Source organism: Halanaerobium sp. MA284_MarDTE_T2 (assembly GCF_003337245.1).
GTDB lineage: Bacteria > Bacillota > Halanaerobiia > Halanaerobiales > Halanaerobiaceae > QPJE01.
Map to the genome: position 1 here is coordinate 67,358 of NZ_QPJE01000009.1, position 16,850 is coordinate 84,207.

Sequence of the window (16,850 nt, forward strand, 5' to 3'; positions counted from 1 at the left end):
AATCTAAAAATTTCGTTGATGACTAAAGCCCCCTTTTTGCAGCTTGAAAATAAATTTTGGGGAAACTCCTGTTATTTACCATTTATCTCTGTGCCCTCATAATATTAAATTTTTATTTTATTTAACTTTGATTTTAAAATAACTATCACATCACTGCAGCACCTCAGTTTTCTTTAATTTCTTTTCTTTTTGTGAAAGTAATTTAACTACCTGATAACTTCCCAGAATACGAAAATATCCTGACTTTTTTTCTACTTCTTTAAGTGATTTTTTTAAATTTTTATCCTCCAAATTACCAGCCAGATCTATATAAAACATATATTCTCCCAGTTTTTTTCTGGTCGGTCTTGATTCAATCCTGCTTAAATCAATTTCTCTTCTGGCAAATTCCCCCAGAATATCATGAAGAACACCTGCTCTATTTTTTTTCGGTGTACATATAATAGAAGTTTTGCATCTTTTTTTCTGCCCAGCATCAGTATTATTTTGAGATGATACAAATTTTTTGCTTCTCCCGATAATTACAAATCGTGTCGTATTGGGCAGTTCTCCTTCCAGGTTGGAGGCTGTGATTTCTAAATCATATATTTCTGCCAGTCTAAATGATCCTATGGCTGCTCCTTTTTTATCTTCCGCAACTTTTTTTGCTGCCGCAGCGGTGCTTTCTGTAGAAAGCAGCTTTGCCTGAGGCATTTTACTGCTCAAAAATTTTTCGGACTGAGCAATTGCCTGTGGATGACTGTACACCGTCTTTATTTCTGTTATACTTTTCTTTTCTGGTGTAAGCAGAAAATGTTCTATTGGTAAAACCAGCTCTTTTAAAATCTCTACTCCTTCATTTTCAAAAAGTAAATCAAGACTTATGTTGACAGAACCTTCCAGTGAGTTTTCCAGAGGAAGTAATGCAATATCAACCTCATTTTTATTTACGGCTTCAACCAGCTCCCGTATGGAATCATATGGAATAATTTCTTCATCTTTACCAGTACAGTAATTAATAACTGCAAGTTCACTAAAAGTTCCCGGCGGCCCAAGATATGCACATTTTTTCTTCATTTTTTACACTCTCCTTTTAAAATGATTTAAAGTCTTTGTGATAAGCTATAATTAAATGCAAAAAACCCCCGTTCCTACTAAAGAACGAGGGTTAAAATCCCGTGGTACCAATCTTTTTGGCTAAAAAGCCCACTTATTGAGTTACAGAAATAGATTATCATCAAAATCATTTAAAGCTAAAAATAACATGCCTGAAATGAAAATTCATTTCAATAACCTGTCAGAATAACGGCAGACTACCGGGACAGCTTACTTTTTTGTTCGGCTGCCAGCTTACAGGGGAACTTCACTAAATTAATCATTACCGGACTCTCACTATCACCAGCTCGCTGAAATAAATTATTTCAGTTACTTTACCTGATCAGTGCTTTTATTTATCTTAATTTTTTATTAGTTTATATTAAAATATTCTTAATGTCAAGAAAAAACGGATAAATTCCGGTGCTTATTTTATAAATTACGCAGATATGGATCTGATACATCTCTAAGCCAGTCTCCTACCAGATTAACAGAAAGGATGGTAAAAAAGATAGAAAGACCAGAAAAAGTCGCAAGCCACCATGCATTATTAAGATAATGTCTGCCATTGGCTAGAGCAACTCCCCATGTCGGCATTTCCTGTATTCCCAGTCCTAAAAATGACAGTGCTGATTCCAGCAAAACTACACTGGCCGTTCTTAAAGTGGCAAGTATAATTAATGAATTAATAACATTGGGAGCAATATGTTTAAATATTACACCAATATCACTAACACCAATTGCTTTTGCTGCTTCCACAAACTGTGAACTTTTTATATTCAAAACTTCACTTCTGACCAGTCCACCATAATAACCTGCAAACAAACCCAAAATTCCCCCAAAAACACCTGATAAAACTACTGCTAAAAAACTGATAACAAGCGAAATCCTTGCCCCATATATCAGCCAGCTGAAGAGATCCCTGCCCAAATGATCGGTTCCAAGTGGGTATTCAAGACTTCCTCCCTCCATCCAGAACGGAGGTTTTAATCTGGTCATTAAATCCTGAGACATAGGATCATGAGGTGCTATTTGTTTGGAAAATACAGCTGATGTTATTAAAAGTATTATAAAGAGAATACTAATTATTGCAGAATAATTCCCTTTTAAGTTATGCCAAAGTTTTTCATATTTAAGATTCCCCTCCTGACCTTTAGTCATATCTAATTTGTGGATTGAGAAAAACATAAGATAAATCTGTTAAGAAATTTACTATAATAATCAGTACAGCAAAAACAATAACAGAAGCTCTTATAGTTGGGAAATCCCGATTGTAAATTGCCTGAACAACAAATCTCCCCATTCCGGGCCATGAGAATATCGTTTCTGTTAAAACCGCTCCTCCAAGCATTACTCCAATCTGCATACCAAAAACGGTAATGGCAGGAATAGCAGCATTGCGCAGAGCATGTTTAAAGATAACTATCTTATTTGTAAGGCCTTTTGCTCTGGCTGTACGAACATAATCTTTATTTAAAACTTCTAACATACTAGAACGCATTAATCTCATTAAAGGTGCTGTTGTAAAAAATCCGAGTGTAAGTCCAGGCATTATTAATTATATCTACATTCCCTGTCACTAGTTCTGCAATTCTTGTACTTGGTTCTGGAATAGATCTAAATACAAGGCGGTCAATTTCCGGTTCTCCACGCCAGTGATCAGGATTTTTTTCCATAACTATTCTTTCATCTCTATCCCATTTAACAAATTTAAATGGTCCTGTTCCCATCGGATGGCTGGCTAAATATTCTTCAGAATGTTTATTCATATAGTGTTCTGCCAGTATTTGTGTCATGGATAACCTGGCCAGCAGCAGTGGATGCGGTTCTTTAGTAATAAACCTAACTTTATAATCATCAAGAACTTCTACTTTCTCTACCATAGAATGATAGGGAGCAAACTGTGATCCAACTTCAGGATCCAGAATTCTATCAATAGTGTATTTTACATCATGTGCAGTAAACTTTATGTGCAGTAAACTTTTCTCCATCATGCCAGTAAACATCATCACGAAGATAAAAATCCCAGGTGAGTTCATCAACATTTTCCCAGTCTGTTGCAAGTGCAGGAATTAAATTAAGATCCTCGTCTCTCCAAACCAGGGTATCATACATATTTTCCAGAATATTACTGGTTGAAGTTATTGATTCCATACAGGGAATCATCGTTGTTGCGTCAACTCCCTGTGCAACAACCTCCTTTTCTTCTGCCAGTACTGATGTAGAAAAACTCATCAACAATAAAACCCCAATAATCGAACAGACAACTAAATAATTGAATTTTCTTCTCATTTCTAGCTCCTCTCCTTAGTTGAATTAATAAAATAACAAAATTACTCCACTTCTAAATATTCTTAATATTTTAATCAATCTATGTTTTGATATAATTCAATAGAAATCGTGAGATTCCTTTTTATTTAAAATATTTTTGCTGTTTTAAATAAATTTAAAAAGCCAGGGCAAAAGCCCTGACTGTATTTTTTATATTATATCGAGATAATTTTTAAATTAATTTTTAATCAATCAGTGAATTTGGCCAGTACTTCCATTAACTCATCAATAATTTCGTCTCCTTCTTCATTTTTAACTGCTCTCTGAACACACCCGTGAACATGTTTATCAAGGATTTTAAGACCAACTTTTTTGAGTCCTCCCTGAACCGCATTGATCTGATGTAAAATATCAACACAGTATTTTTCTTCATCTACCATCCGCTGCAGGCCGCGAACCTGTCCTTCTATTTTTCTTAAGCGATTTGTTAGTTCTTTTTTATCCAGTTCACATAAAGAATTCATCCAATCCCTCCTCTCACTTCTCAACACTCTCATTTGATAATTTTAATCAGCTCATAAAGCTGACTGTACCTGTATTCATTTATTTATAATCCGCCTGTACATTTTCGCGCCTTAAGAGATTGGCATTTGTAACAACACTAATTGAACTTGTAGCCATTGCCATTTCAGCAATAACAGGGTGTAACAATCCCATAATTGCAATCGGAATTGCAATCAAATTGTAAAAGAAAGCCCAGAATAAATTCTGCTTGATCTTCTTAAATGTTGCCCGGGAAAGTTTAACTGCAGTAATCACAGAAGATAAATCTCCTCGTACAAGGGTAATATCTGAAGATTCAATTGCAATATCTGTACCGGTACCAATTGCTATTCCAACATTTGCCTGAGTTAAAGCCGGTGCATCATTGATTCCATCACCAACCATAGCTATAACTCCAAATTCAGACTGTAATTCTTTTACCTTATCTACCTTACCATCAGGCATAACTTCGGCAACTACATGATCAATTCCTACTTCTTTTGCTATTGCTTCAGCTGTTCTCTGATTATCTCCAGTGATCATTGCTGTTTCCAAGCCCAGTTTTTTAAGTTCAGCAATTGCCTGAATCGAATCTTCTTTTAGAGCATCTGCCACAGCAACTATTCCCAGCATTTTACCATCAGCTGCAGCCATCATTGCAGTTTTAGCTTCATTTTCTAACCTCTTTAATTCATCTTCAAAATCCGAAGTATCTATCTCAGAAGATTCCATTAATTTTCTGCTGCCGACAAGTACTTCTTTACCATCAACTTCTGCTTTAACTCCTTTACCGGTCACAGAATTAAAGTTTTTAATTTCTTTTAATTCAATTTCTCTGTCCTTAGCTCCTCTAACTATTGCCTCTCCCAGGGGATGCTCAGAGCCTGCTTCTACACTTGCAGCCAGCTGCAGCAATTCCTGATCACTGCTGTCTGGAGCTGCAGTTATATCAGTTACCTCAGGTTTACCTTTGGTAATGGTTCCCGTTTTATCAAAAACAATTGTGTGTACATCTTTCATAGTCTGGATTGCCTCTCCTTTACGGATTAAAACTCCATTTTCAGCGCCAATTCCACTTCCAACCATCAGCGCAGTTGGCGTTGCCAGTCCCAAAGCACAGGGGCAGGCAATAACTAAAACAGCAATTGTTGCAAAAATTGCCAGGGTAAATGTTCCTAGAGTAGGATCAACCCAGGGCAGAAAAGATTGTGCCCAGAAACCAACTTCTCTTAATGCATCAGGAAAGATCAGCCATAAGACAAAGGTTGAGGCTGCTATAATTAAAACAGTTGGGACAAAGATTCCTGTTATCTTATCAGCAAATTCCTGAATGGGAACTTTAGTTCCCTGAGCTTCCTCTACCATTTTAACTACCTGTGAAAGAAAGGTGTCTTTACCAACTTTAGTGGCTTTAACTTTAATCAATCCATTCTGGTTAACTGTAGCACCAATTACCTCGTCTCCCTCTTTTCTTCTAACAGGCATTGACTCTCCAGTTGCCATTGATTCATCAACTGTCGTCTCACCTTCTACAATTTCTCCATCAGTAGGTATTTTTTCTCCTGGTTTGATCAGCATAATATCTCCAGGCTGTACATTTTCAATTGCAACTTCTTTTTCATTTCCATTTTCAATAATTGTGGCAGTTTTGGCTCCCAGTTCCAGCAGTTTTCGAATTGCCTGAGAGGCCCTACCTTTTGCTGTTTCTTCTATATAACGTCCGGTTAAATGAAAAGCCATAATCATTGCTGAAACACCTGCATAATTGGCAATTGGAGTAAAAAACACAGCCGGGCCGGTTATAAAAGCAGCTCCAGTACCCATTGCAATTAAAACATCCATATTGGCACTGCCGTGGCTGACCGCTCGATAGGCAGTAACAAAAGTTTTGCGGCCAAAAATAAAGAGCGGTGGAATAGCCAGTACAATCATTCCTAAATTAAATATCTGCATATTGGGCCAGGCAACACCAAAGAACATCTCTGGAATCATCCAGAGCATGATTGGAATTGTAAAAGCCCAGGTCCCCCACATCTTTTTCTTTGCTGCTTTAACTTTTTTCAGATCATCACTTATTTCATCCTCAGCACTCTCACTACTTTTGTCTGTTTCTTCATCTTCAAAACTGAGCAGCTCATAACCAGAATTTTTTACAATTTCTCGAAAGTCATTTTTGCTTAAAATTTCTGGATTATATTCAACACTACCCTTTTCAGTTGCAATATTAACATTTGCCTGATAAACACCGTCACTTTTATTTAAAGCCTTCTCAACTGCTGCCGAACAGCTGGCACAAGTCATTCCACCTACCTTAAAAGAAGTCTTTGCCTTTTCTTCTTTAACACCATAACCGCTGTTTTCAACAACCTCAATCAATTTATCTCTGCTGTTTTGCTGTGGATCAAAAGTGACATATGCTTTTTCAGCAGCAAAATTAACCTGTGCCTCACTTACTCCATTTGCTTTGTTTAAAGATTTTTCTACCGTTTGAGCACAGCTGGCACAGCTCATATCTGTTATTTTTAAAGTTATTTTCTTACTAGCCATTATTCTGCACCTCCATTAAAATTATATAAATTTTATCTAAAATCCAAATAATTAAATCTACTTTTTATTTTCTTTTTTTGTTTTTCCATCTCCACAACAGTCCGGAACATCATCTCCATACTGCTTTTCATTGGCGGAAGCCAGTTTGTTAACAAATTTCTGCCACCAATTTTTTTTGCTTTTATCCTGAACCATCTTATATCCTCCTCAGAGTATAAACTATATTAATTCTAAGAGTACAATTAATTTTTTATTTAAACTTCTAAAAACAATGTCGTGCAGCTTTGCTTATTATTTAATTTCGATTAATTACTCTTTTAATTCTCGGTTTAAACGAAGAAATTTTTTCAAGATAAGAATTAAACATTTTATTTATTAAAAAAGAAAGAATTAAAAAAATAAAAGTACCAGCAATACCTGCCAATTCTACTGCCGCTATACCAAATAAAGATGCCATCCAGACTCCAAAAAAATAGCCAATTATCATTAAAAATATTGGAATCACATAAACAACAACAGTAGCAAATAGGAGATTCCCTTTTTCCATTTCAACTAAAACCTGATCTCCGGCTGTAACTCCAATTTTATCTTCAACTTCTAAAACAATCTCATCCTGGTCATGACTATCACCGGCCAGACTGCAGCTTTTATCACATTTGCTGCAGGCAGAGTATCTGACTATTTTCAATTCTGCTTTATTCTTTTTACTTTTAACTACAGTAGCTAATTCTTCCATTGGAGTTTTCCTCCTCATTTTATAAGATATACCCCTACAATGTATATATAGATTAAAATTTTTTAAATTTTATACTGTTTTAATATATTTGTAACCAGCCTCTTCAACAGCAGCTTTTAACTTCGATTCTGCTACCTCTTTTCCCATTTCTACTACAGCCTGACCCTGATCAGCATCAGCTTCTGCAGAAATAACACCATCAATTTTTTCTAATTCTTCTTTAGTATGCATTTCACAGTGTTCACAGGACATTCCTTCAATAATAATTGTTTTTTTCATTTTTTAACATCTCCTTTATACATTATACATGTAGGGGGTATAAGTTATAATAACATTACTTAGTATTTATGTCAAGATTAAATTACTTTTTTAATTCAATTTCTTTAACTATATCGGACATCAGATCATTAACTTTAACCAACTTCAGTCCGGCTTTTTCTATATTCTCAATAGTTTTGCGGTTAATATTGGCTCCCCAGGTATAGAGGCTGACCCAGTTAACCCAGTCCATCATTTTGCCTACAATTTCATTCTGGCTGCGCATATGCTCCAGCATTATTATCCTGCCGTCTTCTTTGAGCACTCTTTTTAATTCTTCTAGACCTTTTATCGGATCAGGTACCGAGCAGAATACACAGCTGGTAACAATCAGATCAAAATAATTATCTTCAAAATCCAGATTCTGAATATCCATCTCCAGCAATTTTACTTCTTTATTATATTTTTTAGCTTTTTTCTCTGCTTCTTCAATCATTTTGGAACTAAAATCTATAGCAAAAATTTCAATATCATCCGGGTAGTATTCAATATTCTTGCCACTGCCAACTCCGGCTTCCAATAATTTGATCTCACTCCTGTTCAATTTAGATTGATCAATTTTTTTACTCACCTTCTGCCAGATATTCTGGCGCCAGTCTCCCATCTTTCCTTTTTCCATGATAAGTTCTAAAGAATCATAGACTGGAGCAATTCGATCATAACGTTTTTTAATTTTATTATTTTCACTCATAATAAAAACTCCTTGTTTTATTCTATATACCCCTATATGGTATCTTTAATCATAGTATAACACTCAAGATTAGTGCTGTCAAGAAAAAAAGTGCTTATCTCCAGAATGAGAAAGCACTTCTATAATATCCAATATATTTATTATTTTAATCATTTTTAATTAAAATTTTTTTCTGTCCCTGCATTGAAATAATGCCTTCTTTCTGCAGTGCTGATAATTTGCGGCTTAGTGTTTCCTGAGTTGTTCCGATCAAATTTGCCAGACCATCCCGGCTTAGAGGTAAATTTATTAAAATTCCATTTTCTTTTTTTATTCCATTTTCCTTAGCCAGCTCCAGCAGTAAACGCATTGTTTTTTCTTTTGCATCTTCCAGAGCCAGAGACTGCAGTTTATTTTCTGTTTTGGTTAAGCGGCTGGTAATTGCTGATAGCAGTTTATAGGAAAGTTCTGATGATAACTTAATTAATTTTTCCAGTTCATTTTTGGGAAGTAGACAGATACTGCAGTCACCTACCGCTTCTGCACTGCTGCTCAACTGCTCTTCTTTAAATAATACCAGTTCTCCAAAAAAATCTCCTTCTTTTAACAATCTTAATATATACTGGTTTCCCTCTTCATTACTTCTATATAATTTAACCAGGCCGGACTCAATAATATATATGTTTTTCCCAATTTCACCCTCCAGATAGATTAATTCTCCACTTTTATATTCTTTATTTTTGACCAGACTATTTAATTTAGATATTTTTTCATTATCCAGATCAGAAAAAATAGGTACCTTTCTCACACATGCCTCATGACTACAGGAATCCATAATTTGACCCTCCTCGGGGCAAGCCCACGAGGTTTGCGAGCAGACTTTCATTCTATCACCCTCAATTATAAATTTTGGATATCTGCTTTCTCCAGTTAATGCTTTTTTAATTTAGCAAATTCAAAGGAGAAAACAGATACCCTTTATTATCTATTTAGTCTTTTCTACCTGATATCCTGTTTTTGCTACTGCTTTTTTTAGACCAGCGATATCTATTTTATCAGGATCATACTCTACATTAGCCTTACTGGTTGTATAATGAACATCAGCTTTTTTGACTCCTTCTGTTTTATTTAAAACCTGTTCTATCTTATTTGCACAATCCGGACAATTCAGTTCTTCTAAATAAAGTTTAATTTTTTTCATTTTTTTCTACCTCCAAATTTTATTATTTAACTTCTTCTTTAAAAATCAGTCTAAATTTTTAGTTTTTATTCCACATCATATTTTAACAGACGCATAGCATTAAAGATTACTATTAAAACACTCAGCTCGTGAACCAGCATTCCCGAAGCCAGAAATACTTTCTGACCTAAAACACCTGCCAGCAGTGCGAAAACAATTAAAACAGCAAAAATAACATTTTGTTTTATATTTCTATTGGCTGCTTTGCTGAGTCCAATTGCATATGGTAGTTTATTTAAGTTATCTGCCATTAAAGTAATATCTGCTGTATCAATTGCAGCATCTGTACCGGCTGCTCCCATTGCAATTCCAATATCGGCTGTTACCAGGGATGGAGTATCATTTATTCCATCTCCTACCATTGCAACTTTATATCCTTCTCTTTGATATTCCTCCACTGCCTTAACCTTATCTTCTGGCAGCAGTTCGGCTTTATAACCATCAAGATGCAGCTCATCAGCAACCGATTTTGCTATCCTCTCATTATCTCCGGTTAACATTACTACTTTTTTGATGCCCACCCGCTTTAATTTTTCTACAATCTGATAGGCGTTTTCTCTTGGTCGATCTGCAATGGAAATTAAAGCTATAATCTGTTTATTTTCTGCCATTACTACAACTGTTTTACCCTGTTCTTCCAGATTGTTTTTTTGTTCTTCAATTTCTGGCTTGATATCAATTCCCTGCTCCTTAAATAACCTGCTGTTTCCAATTATAATTTCTTTACCATCAATTTGAGCAGTTATTCCTTTTCCGGTATGAGTCTCAAAACTAATTGGAGAATTGAATTTTTCTTTAAGTTCAACTTCGGCTTTCTTTTTGATGGCCCGGGCCAGATGATGTTCAGAATTAAATTCAGCGATTGCAGCCAGTCTCAAAACTTCAGCTTCACTTTTAGCAAAAGTTATTATCTGATCAACTTCTGCTTCTCCCTTACTTAGAGTTCCTGTTTTATCAAAGGCAACCATATCGATTTCTCCTGATTTTTCTAAGTATTCACCTCCCTTGATCAAAATTCCATTTTTGGCTCCATTACCGATTCCGGCCACAATAGATATCGGAGTTGAGATAACCAGTGCTCCCGGACAGCCTATAACAAGCAGTGTTAGAGAAAGTCTGATACTGCCGCTGATAAAATAAGAAATAATTGAAAGCAGAATAATTCCCGGTGTATAATATTTAGAAAAACGCTCCATCAGTTTTTGAGTAGGAGCTTTTTCTTCCTGAGCCTCTTCTACCAGCTCTATTATTTTACCAAAAGTGGTATCATCTCCAACCTTTTCAGTTTTAATTTCCAGATAGCCATTTTTATTTATAGTGCCGCTGAAGACTTCATCCCCTGTTTCTTTGCTGACCGGTACTGATTCCCCAGTAATAGCTGACTGATTAACTTCACTTTTACCTTTAATTACAGTACCATCAACGGGTATTTTTTCTCCCGGCCGCACAATTACTTTCTCCCCAATTTCTACCTCTTCAGCAGCTATTTCCTTTTCTTCTCCATCTCTAATAACTGCAGCCAGATTGGGAGCCAGATCCATTAAATCTCTTATTGCATCTCTGGCCTTTCCTACTGTTCTGCTTTCTAAGTAGGAACCAAAGGCAAAGAGAAAGGTAACAGCTGCTGCCTCCCAGTATTCTCCTATAATCACTGCTCCTACTGCTGCAATTGTTACAAGTAGATTAATACTGATCACTTTCATCTTTAGAGTGTTATAGGCACTGACTGCCACCTGATAACCGGAAACTACTGCCGCTGCCACCATTGCTGTATTAAAAATTAGTGGATTAAAATCTAATAATTTACTCAACCAGGCTATAGTAATTAAAATACCTGATATAATAACTATTTTTAATTTCTTTTTCATCTCAACCAACCTCCCTGATTCCTTTGTACTACCAGTATAACTATTTTCCAGGAGGTCAGCTATGATATAAATCATTTTTTACAAAAAAAGACCTCAGCTAACTTCAAAAAAATTTAATTTTGAAGTTAGCTGAGGTTATAATCAATAAATATTTAATTTTTGATTATCTTCGTCTGAAAACAACTAATAAATTTATCATTATATTTAAATCAAATTTAAAACTTCAACATCTTAGCATTAATTGCTACAATTACTGTACTCATCGACATTAGTACTGCACCAACTGCTGGAGAAATCATAATTCCAACACCTGCCAGCACACCTGCTGCCAGTGGAATGGCAAAGGCATTATAACCTGTAGCCCAGAATAAATTCTGAATCATCTTCTTATAGGTTAAGCTGCCAAACTCGATCAGCTTAAGAACATCAAGTGGATCACTTTCTACCAGAATAATATCTGCTGTTTCGGCTGCTACATCTGTACCTGAACCGATAGCAATACCGATATCAGCTTTTGCCAGAGCTGGTGCATCATTAACTCCATCACCGGTCATTGCTACAAAATCACCATTAGCCTGCAGTTCTTCAACTTTTTTCTGCTTCTCATCGGGTAGTACTTCGGCAAAATAATCAGTTAAACCAAGTTCATTACTTACATATTCTGCAGTTTTCTGATTATCTCCAGTCAACATAGTAACTTTTATTCCTCTATCTTTAAGTTTCTGTACTGCCTCATAGGAACTTTCTCTAATCTGATCTCCCAGTCTGATCATACCGATTAAGTTTCCAGCTTCTAAAATAAAGATTTCAGTAAATGGTCCTTCTTTTAAAGCACTATCTGGTATTTCAATCTCGTTTTCTTTCAGATAACCTGGAGAAACTGCTTTGAAATCTCTGCCATCAATTTTTCCGATAACACCCTTACCTTTAATTATTTCAAAATCATCGACTTTAATTAGTTCTACTTCGTCTTCTTCTGCTCTTTTTACAATTCCAGCTGCAATTGGATGTTCTGATTCCTGTTCTAAAGAAGCTGCTTTTTGCAGAATATCCTGCTCATTATAATCATCTACAAATGTTTCTACTGCTTCAACTCCAAATTCTCCTTCTGTCAGAGTACCTGTTTTATCAAATAATACTGTATCTATTTTGCGGGCATTCTCAAAAGCTGTACGGTTGCGGATTAAAAGTCCGTTTTTGGCAGATAGGGTGGTAGAAACCGCAACTACCAGTGGGATCGCAAGTCCTAGAGCATGAGGACAGGTAATAACCATTACTGTTGCCATTCGTTCTATAGAAAAAGCTAAATCACCAGTAATAAAATACCAGCTAAAAAGTGTAATTGTCCCTGCACTAATAGCAATTAATGTCAGCCAGAAAGCAGCTCTATCAGCAAAATTCTGAGTTTTAGACTTGGCCGCCTGAGATTCTTTAACCAACTCTATTACCTGAGATAAATAACTTTCATCTCCAGCTTTTTCTATTCTAATTTTAATTGAGCTGTCACCATTAACCGAACCACCGATTACTTCTTCATCTTTTCCTCTTTCTACTGGTTCTGACTCACCTGTCAGCATTGATTCATCTATATAAGAATCTCCTTCATAAATCACACCATCAGCAGGAACCTTTTCTCCCGGTTTTACCAGAACTTGATCACCTTTTTTAAGCTCTTTTATTTTAATTTCTATAACTTCTCCATCAACAATTTTATGAGCCTGATCCGGCATCAGCTTAGCCAGTTCTTCTAAAGCGTTAGATGCACCCATAACTGATCTCATCTCAATCCAGTGGCCTAAGAGCATAATTACAATTAAAGTTGCCAGCTCCCAGAAGAAAAATCTACCTTCCAGACCAAAGACAACTGCTGAACTGTAAAAATAGGCAACAGAAATTGCCAGAGCAATTAAGGTCATCATACCCGGGCTTTTATCAGCTAACTCATTTTTCATTCCACTCAAGAATGGCCAGCCACCATAAAAGAAAATTACTGTAGAAAGAATAAATAAAAGATATTTACTTCCTGCAAAGTCAAAACTATAGTTAAAAAAGTTCTGGATCATAGGTGAAAGAATTAAAATAGGTACTGTTATTACCAACGATATTTTAAAGCGTTTTTTAAAGTCTTCTAACATTTTTTGGTGATCCATTTTTTTACCCCCAGTATCTTCTTCTATTAATACCAATTATTAAGCCAGTTTCTCATCATAAATATCTCCTGACGCTGACTATCTCTGATATTTCTTGCAAGCAGATATACTTCCTGATGTTCATCCAAACCACGCACTATTAACTGCTGTGACATCATTACTGCACCCATATGATGAAAAATCATATCCTCAAGAAAATAAAAGTCAAGCTCTTCTCCAGTTAACCCTTCATAATTTCCCATCATTGGCTGGTATACATAATCATTTGTTCTATCTGGATACCATTTCTCTAAATATTTCTCCATTTCTTCAATTTCACTGGTCTGAACTTCTATAATATCTTCAGCAAATTCTCTCATTTCTTCTCGATTTGTATTATCTCTTAATATTTTTGCATTATAGACTGCTTCCTCATGATGAGGTATCATTTTTACTAAAAATTCATATTCACTGTCAACTGATTCCATCATGCCAGGTCCCATACCCATCATGCCGGGGCCAAACCCTGGACCTGGTTGAGCAAAAACATAATTGGCACCTGAAGCAATAATAGTTAAGATTATTAATGTAGCAATTAAATATTTTTTCATTTTATTGACCTCCTATTGTGTTATATTACTGTAATACTTAAAAGCAAAGTTCCGTAAAACCTCTTTATATACCCCTATTGGGTATCTTATTCATAGTATAACACTCAGGTTTAATTTTGTCAATAATATTATCCAGATAATTAAATTTCATCCTCAAGATTTTTATCGGCTTTAATATGTATCTACTTATCAAATTTTTTGTATTAAAAGTTTTTGAAAATGATATAAGCAAAAAATAATCATATCTTTTATAATTATTGCTGCTGCAGCTGCTTCTTTTTTCTTTATTCAGGACGGCAGCAGGGTAACACAGATGAGGTAGGTACTGGAAACTGGGTAGGTACTGAAATGAGTGAGGCAGCTCCGGACTTTTCACTACCAAATGAGAACCTCTCCACCTAAATCACAGATTTAGATGGAGTTTTCTTGACTGTTTTAGATAAAACAACAAGTGCCGTAAGCTATCAGCAGATGCTGGAACCTGCTGAACTGGATTAACTAATTTTCGTCCTCACAATCAGAACATAGATTATTTGTTTGACCATTTGCCTGACGTCCCCGCCTGTGTCTGCCGGACTGGCTTAATTTTTTTCCACATCTCCAGCAGTGTCCTGGTCGCATAAGCTTATAGTCTCCACCAGAAAAGTGCAGAGCCTTCCCACATGTCAGTGCTTCAGCAACTTTCTGCCTTGCTGAAGTTAAAACTCTCTGGAAAGTAGGACGGGATACGTTCATTTTTTCGGCTGCTTCCGCCTGAGTTAATCCTTCAACATCTTTTAAACGCAGAGATTCCACTTCTTCCATATTAAGTTCAACTATCTCCAGTTTATGGGCGGGAACACCGGCAGGTTTAAAAAACTTTACTTCTGGAAGCTGCTGTATCAATCTATCTTTGATTGGTCTAGCCATAATATTCACTCCTATTTAAACCAAATTTCTTTTATATTTATTATATCAGAAATATATTAAAACAACAAAAACCTGCCTTTCAAGGCAGGTTTTAAAATGAAAATCTTGACGCACTGCGGAGCAAGTCCGCAGCTTCTATTAAATAATAACCTCAAAGGAAGCTTTTCTGGTATTTTATATATTATTAACCAACAATCATTAAAGCTTTTAAAGTTTTTTCTCAGCAACCATTCCCAAAACTGCTGCAGAATCTTTGGGAGAAGAATATGGAGGTGCATAAGCAAGATCAATCTGAAATAGATCTTCAGCCTTTAATTCACTATAGATGGCTGTACTTAAAACATCTATCCTTTTATCAGAACCTTCACCACCAATTATTTCAGCCCCAAGAAGTCTTCTGCTTTTTTTATCGAAAACGCCCTTTATATTGAGCTTACTTACACCTGGATAATATCCGGCATGATTGCTATCTTTAATTTTAATAGTGAGAGGGTCAAAACCACTTTCTTTAGCCTCTTTTTCACTTAACCCGGTCGTTGCAGCAGTTAAGTCAAAAATCTTTGTTATTCCTGTTTTCTGTATACCTTTATGTTCATAATTTCCCCCTGCTGCATTTTCTCCAGCTACTCTTCCCTGCTTATTTGCAGTAGAACCTAGAGGTACCCAGACAGACTCCCCACTAACAATATCAGTTGATTCTGCACAGTCTCCAGCAGCATAAATATCCTTTATATTGGTTTCCATTCGATTATTTACTTTTATGGCACCTGTTTCTCCCAATTCTACACCGGATTTTTCGGCAAGTGTCACCTCAGGTTTAACGCCAATTGACAGAAGAACCATATCTGCTTTTATTTCTCGGCCGCTTTGAGTTATAACTTTTTCTACCTTTTGTCCACCTAAAAATTCTTTAACACCATCATTCAGAATTAATTCCACACCTTTTTTACGCAGATGTTCTTCCACAATTTCAGCCATTTCTCCACTAAATTGAGGCAAAACATTTGGCTGCATCTCTATTACTTTAACTTTAAGACCCAGTTTAGAAAATGATTCTGCCATCTCGAGACCTATCAGTCCTGCTCCTATAATAGCAACCTCTTTGATCTGATCTTTTTGCGCCGTTTTTTTGATTTCATCAGCACTGTCTACTGTGCGAAGTGTAAATATATTATCCAGATCTATACCGGGAATAGGAGGTTTTACAGGCCTTGCCCCTGTTGAAATAATCAGCTTATCATATCCGACAACACCCTCTTCTCCTGTATCTACATTTTTATAGTGAAGCATATTGATTATTGTATCTATTTCTGTAACTTCATGCTTAAGCCTCACATCGACATTATATTTTTCCTTAAAACTTTCAGCTGTATTTACAATAAGCTGTTCTCTCTCCGGAATTAAACCTGAAATATAATATGGAAGACCACATCCAGCATAAGAAATATCATTCCCTTTATCAAAAAGCACTATCTCTGCGTCAGGATCTACTCTTCTGGCCTTTGCAGCAGCACTAGTTCCAGCTGCAACACCTCCAACTACAGCAATTCGCATTTTTACTCCCCCTTTAATTTTCCACAAAATTGTTTTCTACAACTTTAAAAAGTGTATTGTTTACTGAATGCTCATCCGGATGAGAAATGGCTGCCAGGTTTTCAAAAGTTTTATCAAGTGAACGGCTGATAAATCCGGAAGGAAGATAACAGTCAACTCCATCCACCATCAGCTCAAAATGCCTTACAGCAAGTTCAGCAGCAGTTGCTGCCTTAAAAGCACAGCTACCTTTTGCACCATCACAGTAAACTCCACTGGTTTGACCCTCCTCGGGGCAAGCCCACAAGGATTCCTGCTTCTTAGAAGTGGTAACCCACCATCTCCACAGGCTTAAAATCCTGTTAGCCCAACAGTATATCCTCTAACTTGCCTTTTGTATT

Annotated in this window: 19 protein-coding genes and 1 other annotated feature; all 19 genes read right to left on the minus strand. The window is 36.0% G+C overall.

Annotation, left to right across the window (positions count from 1 at the left end; translation table 11 throughout):
• Nucleotides 1-150 precede the first annotated feature (150 nt).
• Nucleotides 151-1,056 carry a prephenate dehydratase gene (gene pheA / locus DFR78_RS06020; protein WP_114457940.1) on the minus strand — a complete coding sequence of 302 codons (906 nt, stop codon included), beginning with the start codon at nucleotides 1,054-1,056 and terminating at the stop codon, nucleotides 151-153.
• Between the two features lie 78 nt (nucleotides 1,057-1,134).
• Nucleotides 1,135-1,430 (minus strand) — a binding site (T-box leader).
• Nucleotides 1,431-1,506: 76 nt separating this feature from the next.
• Entirely contained in the window at nucleotides 1,507-2,262 is a 756-nt protein-coding gene (locus DFR78_RS06025) for an ABC transporter permease (protein WP_114457941.1), read from the minus strand.
• The gene (locus DFR78_RS06030; protein ID WP_233486997.1) at nucleotides 2,228-2,584 is read right to left on the minus strand and encodes an ABC transporter permease; all 357 of its coding nucleotides are present in this window, start codon (nucleotides 2,582-2,584) and stop codon (nucleotides 2,228-2,230) included. The genes DFR78_RS06025 and DFR78_RS06030 overlap by 35 nt, the downstream gene beginning before the upstream one ends.
• Nucleotides 2,565-3,068 carry an ABC transporter substrate-binding protein gene (locus DFR78_RS06035; protein ID WP_158531720.1) on the minus strand — a complete coding sequence of 168 codons (504 nt, stop codon included), beginning with the start codon at nucleotides 3,066-3,068 and terminating at the stop codon, nucleotides 2,565-2,567. Before DFR78_RS06035 ends, DFR78_RS06030 begins: the two co-directional genes overlap by 20 nt.
• Nucleotides 3,025-3,366 (minus strand): ABC transporter substrate-binding protein, encoded by a 342-nt coding sequence (locus tag DFR78_RS06040; RefSeq protein WP_114457944.1) that lies wholly within the window; start codon nucleotides 3,364-3,366, stop codon nucleotides 3,025-3,027. Before DFR78_RS06040 ends, DFR78_RS06035 begins: the two co-directional genes overlap by 44 nt.
• Before the next feature lie 227 nt (nucleotides 3,367-3,593).
• Nucleotides 3,594-3,869: a metal-sensitive transcriptional regulator gene (locus tag DFR78_RS06045; protein WP_114457945.1), complete on the minus strand. Its 276-nt coding sequence runs from the start codon at nucleotides 3,867-3,869 to the stop codon at nucleotides 3,594-3,596.
• Between the two features lie 79 nt (nucleotides 3,870-3,948).
• A complete protein-coding gene (locus DFR78_RS06050) occupies nucleotides 3,949-6,435 on the minus strand; it encodes a heavy metal translocating P-type ATPase (protein ID WP_114457946.1) in 2,487 nt (828 codons plus the stop codon).
• A gap of 57 nt (nucleotides 6,436-6,492) precedes the next feature.
• The gene (locus DFR78_RS11925; RefSeq protein WP_158531721.1) at nucleotides 6,493-6,630 is read right to left on the minus strand and encodes an LDCC motif putative metal-binding protein; all 138 of its coding nucleotides are present in this window, start codon (nucleotides 6,628-6,630) and stop codon (nucleotides 6,493-6,495) included.
• 100 nt (nucleotides 6,631-6,730) lie between these two features.
• Nucleotides 6,731-7,171: a SoxR reducing system RseC family protein gene (locus tag DFR78_RS06055; protein WP_158531722.1), complete on the minus strand. Its 441-nt coding sequence runs from the start codon at nucleotides 7,169-7,171 to the stop codon at nucleotides 6,731-6,733.
• A 69-nt stretch (nucleotides 7,172-7,240) separates the two neighbouring features.
• Entirely contained in the window at nucleotides 7,241-7,450 is a 210-nt protein-coding gene (locus DFR78_RS06060; RefSeq protein WP_114457947.1) for a heavy-metal-associated domain-containing protein, read from the minus strand.
• Nucleotides 7,451-7,532: 82 nt separating this feature from the next.
• On the minus strand, nucleotides 7,533-8,180 hold the full coding sequence (locus DFR78_RS06065) for a class I SAM-dependent methyltransferase (RefSeq protein WP_114457948.1): 648 nt from the start codon (nucleotides 8,178-8,180) through the stop codon (nucleotides 7,533-7,535).
• Between the two features lie 145 nt (nucleotides 8,181-8,325).
• On the minus strand, nucleotides 8,326-8,994 hold the full coding sequence (locus DFR78_RS06070; RefSeq protein WP_114457949.1) for a Crp/Fnr family transcriptional regulator: 669 nt from the start codon (nucleotides 8,992-8,994) through the stop codon (nucleotides 8,326-8,328).
• Between the two features lie 150 nt (nucleotides 8,995-9,144).
• A complete protein-coding gene (locus DFR78_RS06075; RefSeq protein ID WP_089717549.1) occupies nucleotides 9,145-9,360 on the minus strand; it encodes a heavy-metal-associated domain-containing protein in 216 nt (71 codons plus the stop codon).
• A 65-nt stretch (nucleotides 9,361-9,425) separates the two neighbouring features.
• A complete protein-coding gene (locus DFR78_RS06080) occupies nucleotides 9,426-11,267 on the minus strand; it encodes a cation-translocating P-type ATPase (protein ID WP_114457950.1) in 1,842 nt (613 codons plus the stop codon).
• Between the two features lie 215 nt (nucleotides 11,268-11,482).
• Complete coding sequence (locus DFR78_RS06085) at nucleotides 11,483-13,417, minus strand: copper-translocating P-type ATPase (protein WP_114457959.1); 1,935 nt, start codon at nucleotides 13,415-13,417, stop codon at nucleotides 11,483-11,485.
• Between the two features lie 26 nt (nucleotides 13,418-13,443).
• Nucleotides 13,444-14,007 carry a DUF305 domain-containing protein gene (locus DFR78_RS06090; RefSeq protein WP_114457951.1) on the minus strand — a complete coding sequence of 188 codons (564 nt, stop codon included), beginning with the start codon at nucleotides 14,005-14,007 and terminating at the stop codon, nucleotides 13,444-13,446.
• A 498-nt stretch (nucleotides 14,008-14,505) separates the two neighbouring features.
• On the minus strand, nucleotides 14,506-14,916 hold the full coding sequence (locus DFR78_RS06100; RefSeq protein ID WP_114457953.1) for a DUF134 domain-containing protein: 411 nt from the start codon (nucleotides 14,914-14,916) through the stop codon (nucleotides 14,506-14,508).
• 207 nt (nucleotides 14,917-15,123) lie between these two features.
• Entirely contained in the window at nucleotides 15,124-16,470 is a 1,347-nt protein-coding gene (locus tag DFR78_RS06105) for an FAD-dependent oxidoreductase (RefSeq protein ID WP_114457954.1), read from the minus strand.
• Between the two features lie 13 nt (nucleotides 16,471-16,483).
• Nucleotides 16,484-16,756 (minus strand): L-serine ammonia-lyase, iron-sulfur-dependent, subunit alpha, encoded by a 273-nt coding sequence (locus tag DFR78_RS06110; RefSeq protein WP_158531723.1) that lies wholly within the window; start codon nucleotides 16,754-16,756, stop codon nucleotides 16,484-16,486.
• Nucleotides 16,757-16,850 lie beyond the last annotated feature (94 nt).

Excerpts from the sequence above, each read along its gene's own strand:
- pheA (WP_114457940.1), bottom strand. The coding sequence starts at position 1,056 with ATGAAGAAAAAATGTGCATATCTTGGGCCGCCGGGAACTTTTAGTGAA.
- DFR78_RS06025 (WP_114457941.1), bottom strand. The coding sequence starts at position 2,262 with ATGTTTTTCTCAATCCACAAATTAGATATGACTAAAGGTCAGGAGGGG.
- DFR78_RS06030 (WP_233486997.1), bottom strand. The coding sequence starts at position 2,584 with ATGAGATTAATGCGTTCTAGTATGTTAGAAGTTTTAAATAAAGATTAT.
- DFR78_RS06035 (WP_158531720.1), bottom strand. The coding sequence starts at position 3,068 with ATGATGGAGAAAAGTTTACTGCACATAAAGTTTACTGCACATGATGTA.
- DFR78_RS06040 (WP_114457944.1), bottom strand. The coding sequence starts at position 3,366 with ATGAGAAGAAAATTCAATTATTTAGTTGTCTGTTCGATTATTGGGGTT.
- DFR78_RS06045 (WP_114457945.1), bottom strand. The coding sequence starts at position 3,869 with ATGAATTCTTTATGTGAACTGGATAAAAAAGAACTAACAAATCGCTTA.
- DFR78_RS06050 (WP_114457946.1), bottom strand. The coding sequence starts at position 6,435 with ATGGCTAGTAAGAAAATAACTTTAAAAATAACAGATATGAGCTGTGCC.
- DFR78_RS11925 (WP_158531721.1), bottom strand. The coding sequence starts at position 6,630 with ATGGTTCAGGATAAAAGCAAAAAAAATTGGTGGCAGAAATTTGTTAAC.
- DFR78_RS06055 (WP_158531722.1), bottom strand. The coding sequence starts at position 7,171 with ATGGAAGAATTAGCTACTGTAGTTAAAAGTAAAAAGAATAAAGCAGAA.
- DFR78_RS06060 (WP_114457947.1), bottom strand. The coding sequence starts at position 7,450 with ATGAAAAAAACAATTATTATTGAAGGAATGTCCTGTGAACACTGTGAA.
- DFR78_RS06065 (WP_114457948.1), bottom strand. The coding sequence starts at position 8,180 with ATGAGTGAAAATAATAAAATTAAAAAACGTTATGATCGAATTGCTCCA.
- DFR78_RS06070 (WP_114457949.1), bottom strand. The coding sequence starts at position 8,994 with ATGGATTCCTGTAGTCATGAGGCATGTGTGAGAAAGGTACCTATTTTT.
- DFR78_RS06075 (WP_089717549.1), bottom strand. The coding sequence starts at position 9,360 with ATGAAAAAAATTAAACTTTATTTAGAAGAACTGAATTGTCCGGATTGT.
- DFR78_RS06080 (WP_114457950.1), bottom strand. The coding sequence starts at position 11,267 with ATGAAAAAGAAATTAAAAATAGTTATTATATCAGGTATTTTAATTACT.
- DFR78_RS06085 (WP_114457959.1), bottom strand. The coding sequence starts at position 13,417 with ATGGATCACCAAAAAATGTTAGAAGACTTTAAAAAACGCTTTAAAATA.
- DFR78_RS06090 (WP_114457951.1), bottom strand. The coding sequence starts at position 14,007 with ATGAAAAAATATTTAATTGCTACATTAATAATCTTAACTATTATTGCT.
- DFR78_RS06100 (WP_114457953.1), bottom strand. The coding sequence starts at position 14,916 with ATGGCTAGACCAATCAAAGATAGATTGATACAGCAGCTTCCAGAAGTA.
- DFR78_RS06105 (WP_114457954.1), bottom strand. The coding sequence starts at position 16,470 with ATGCGAATTGCTGTAGTTGGAGGTGTTGCAGCTGGAACTAGTGCTGCT.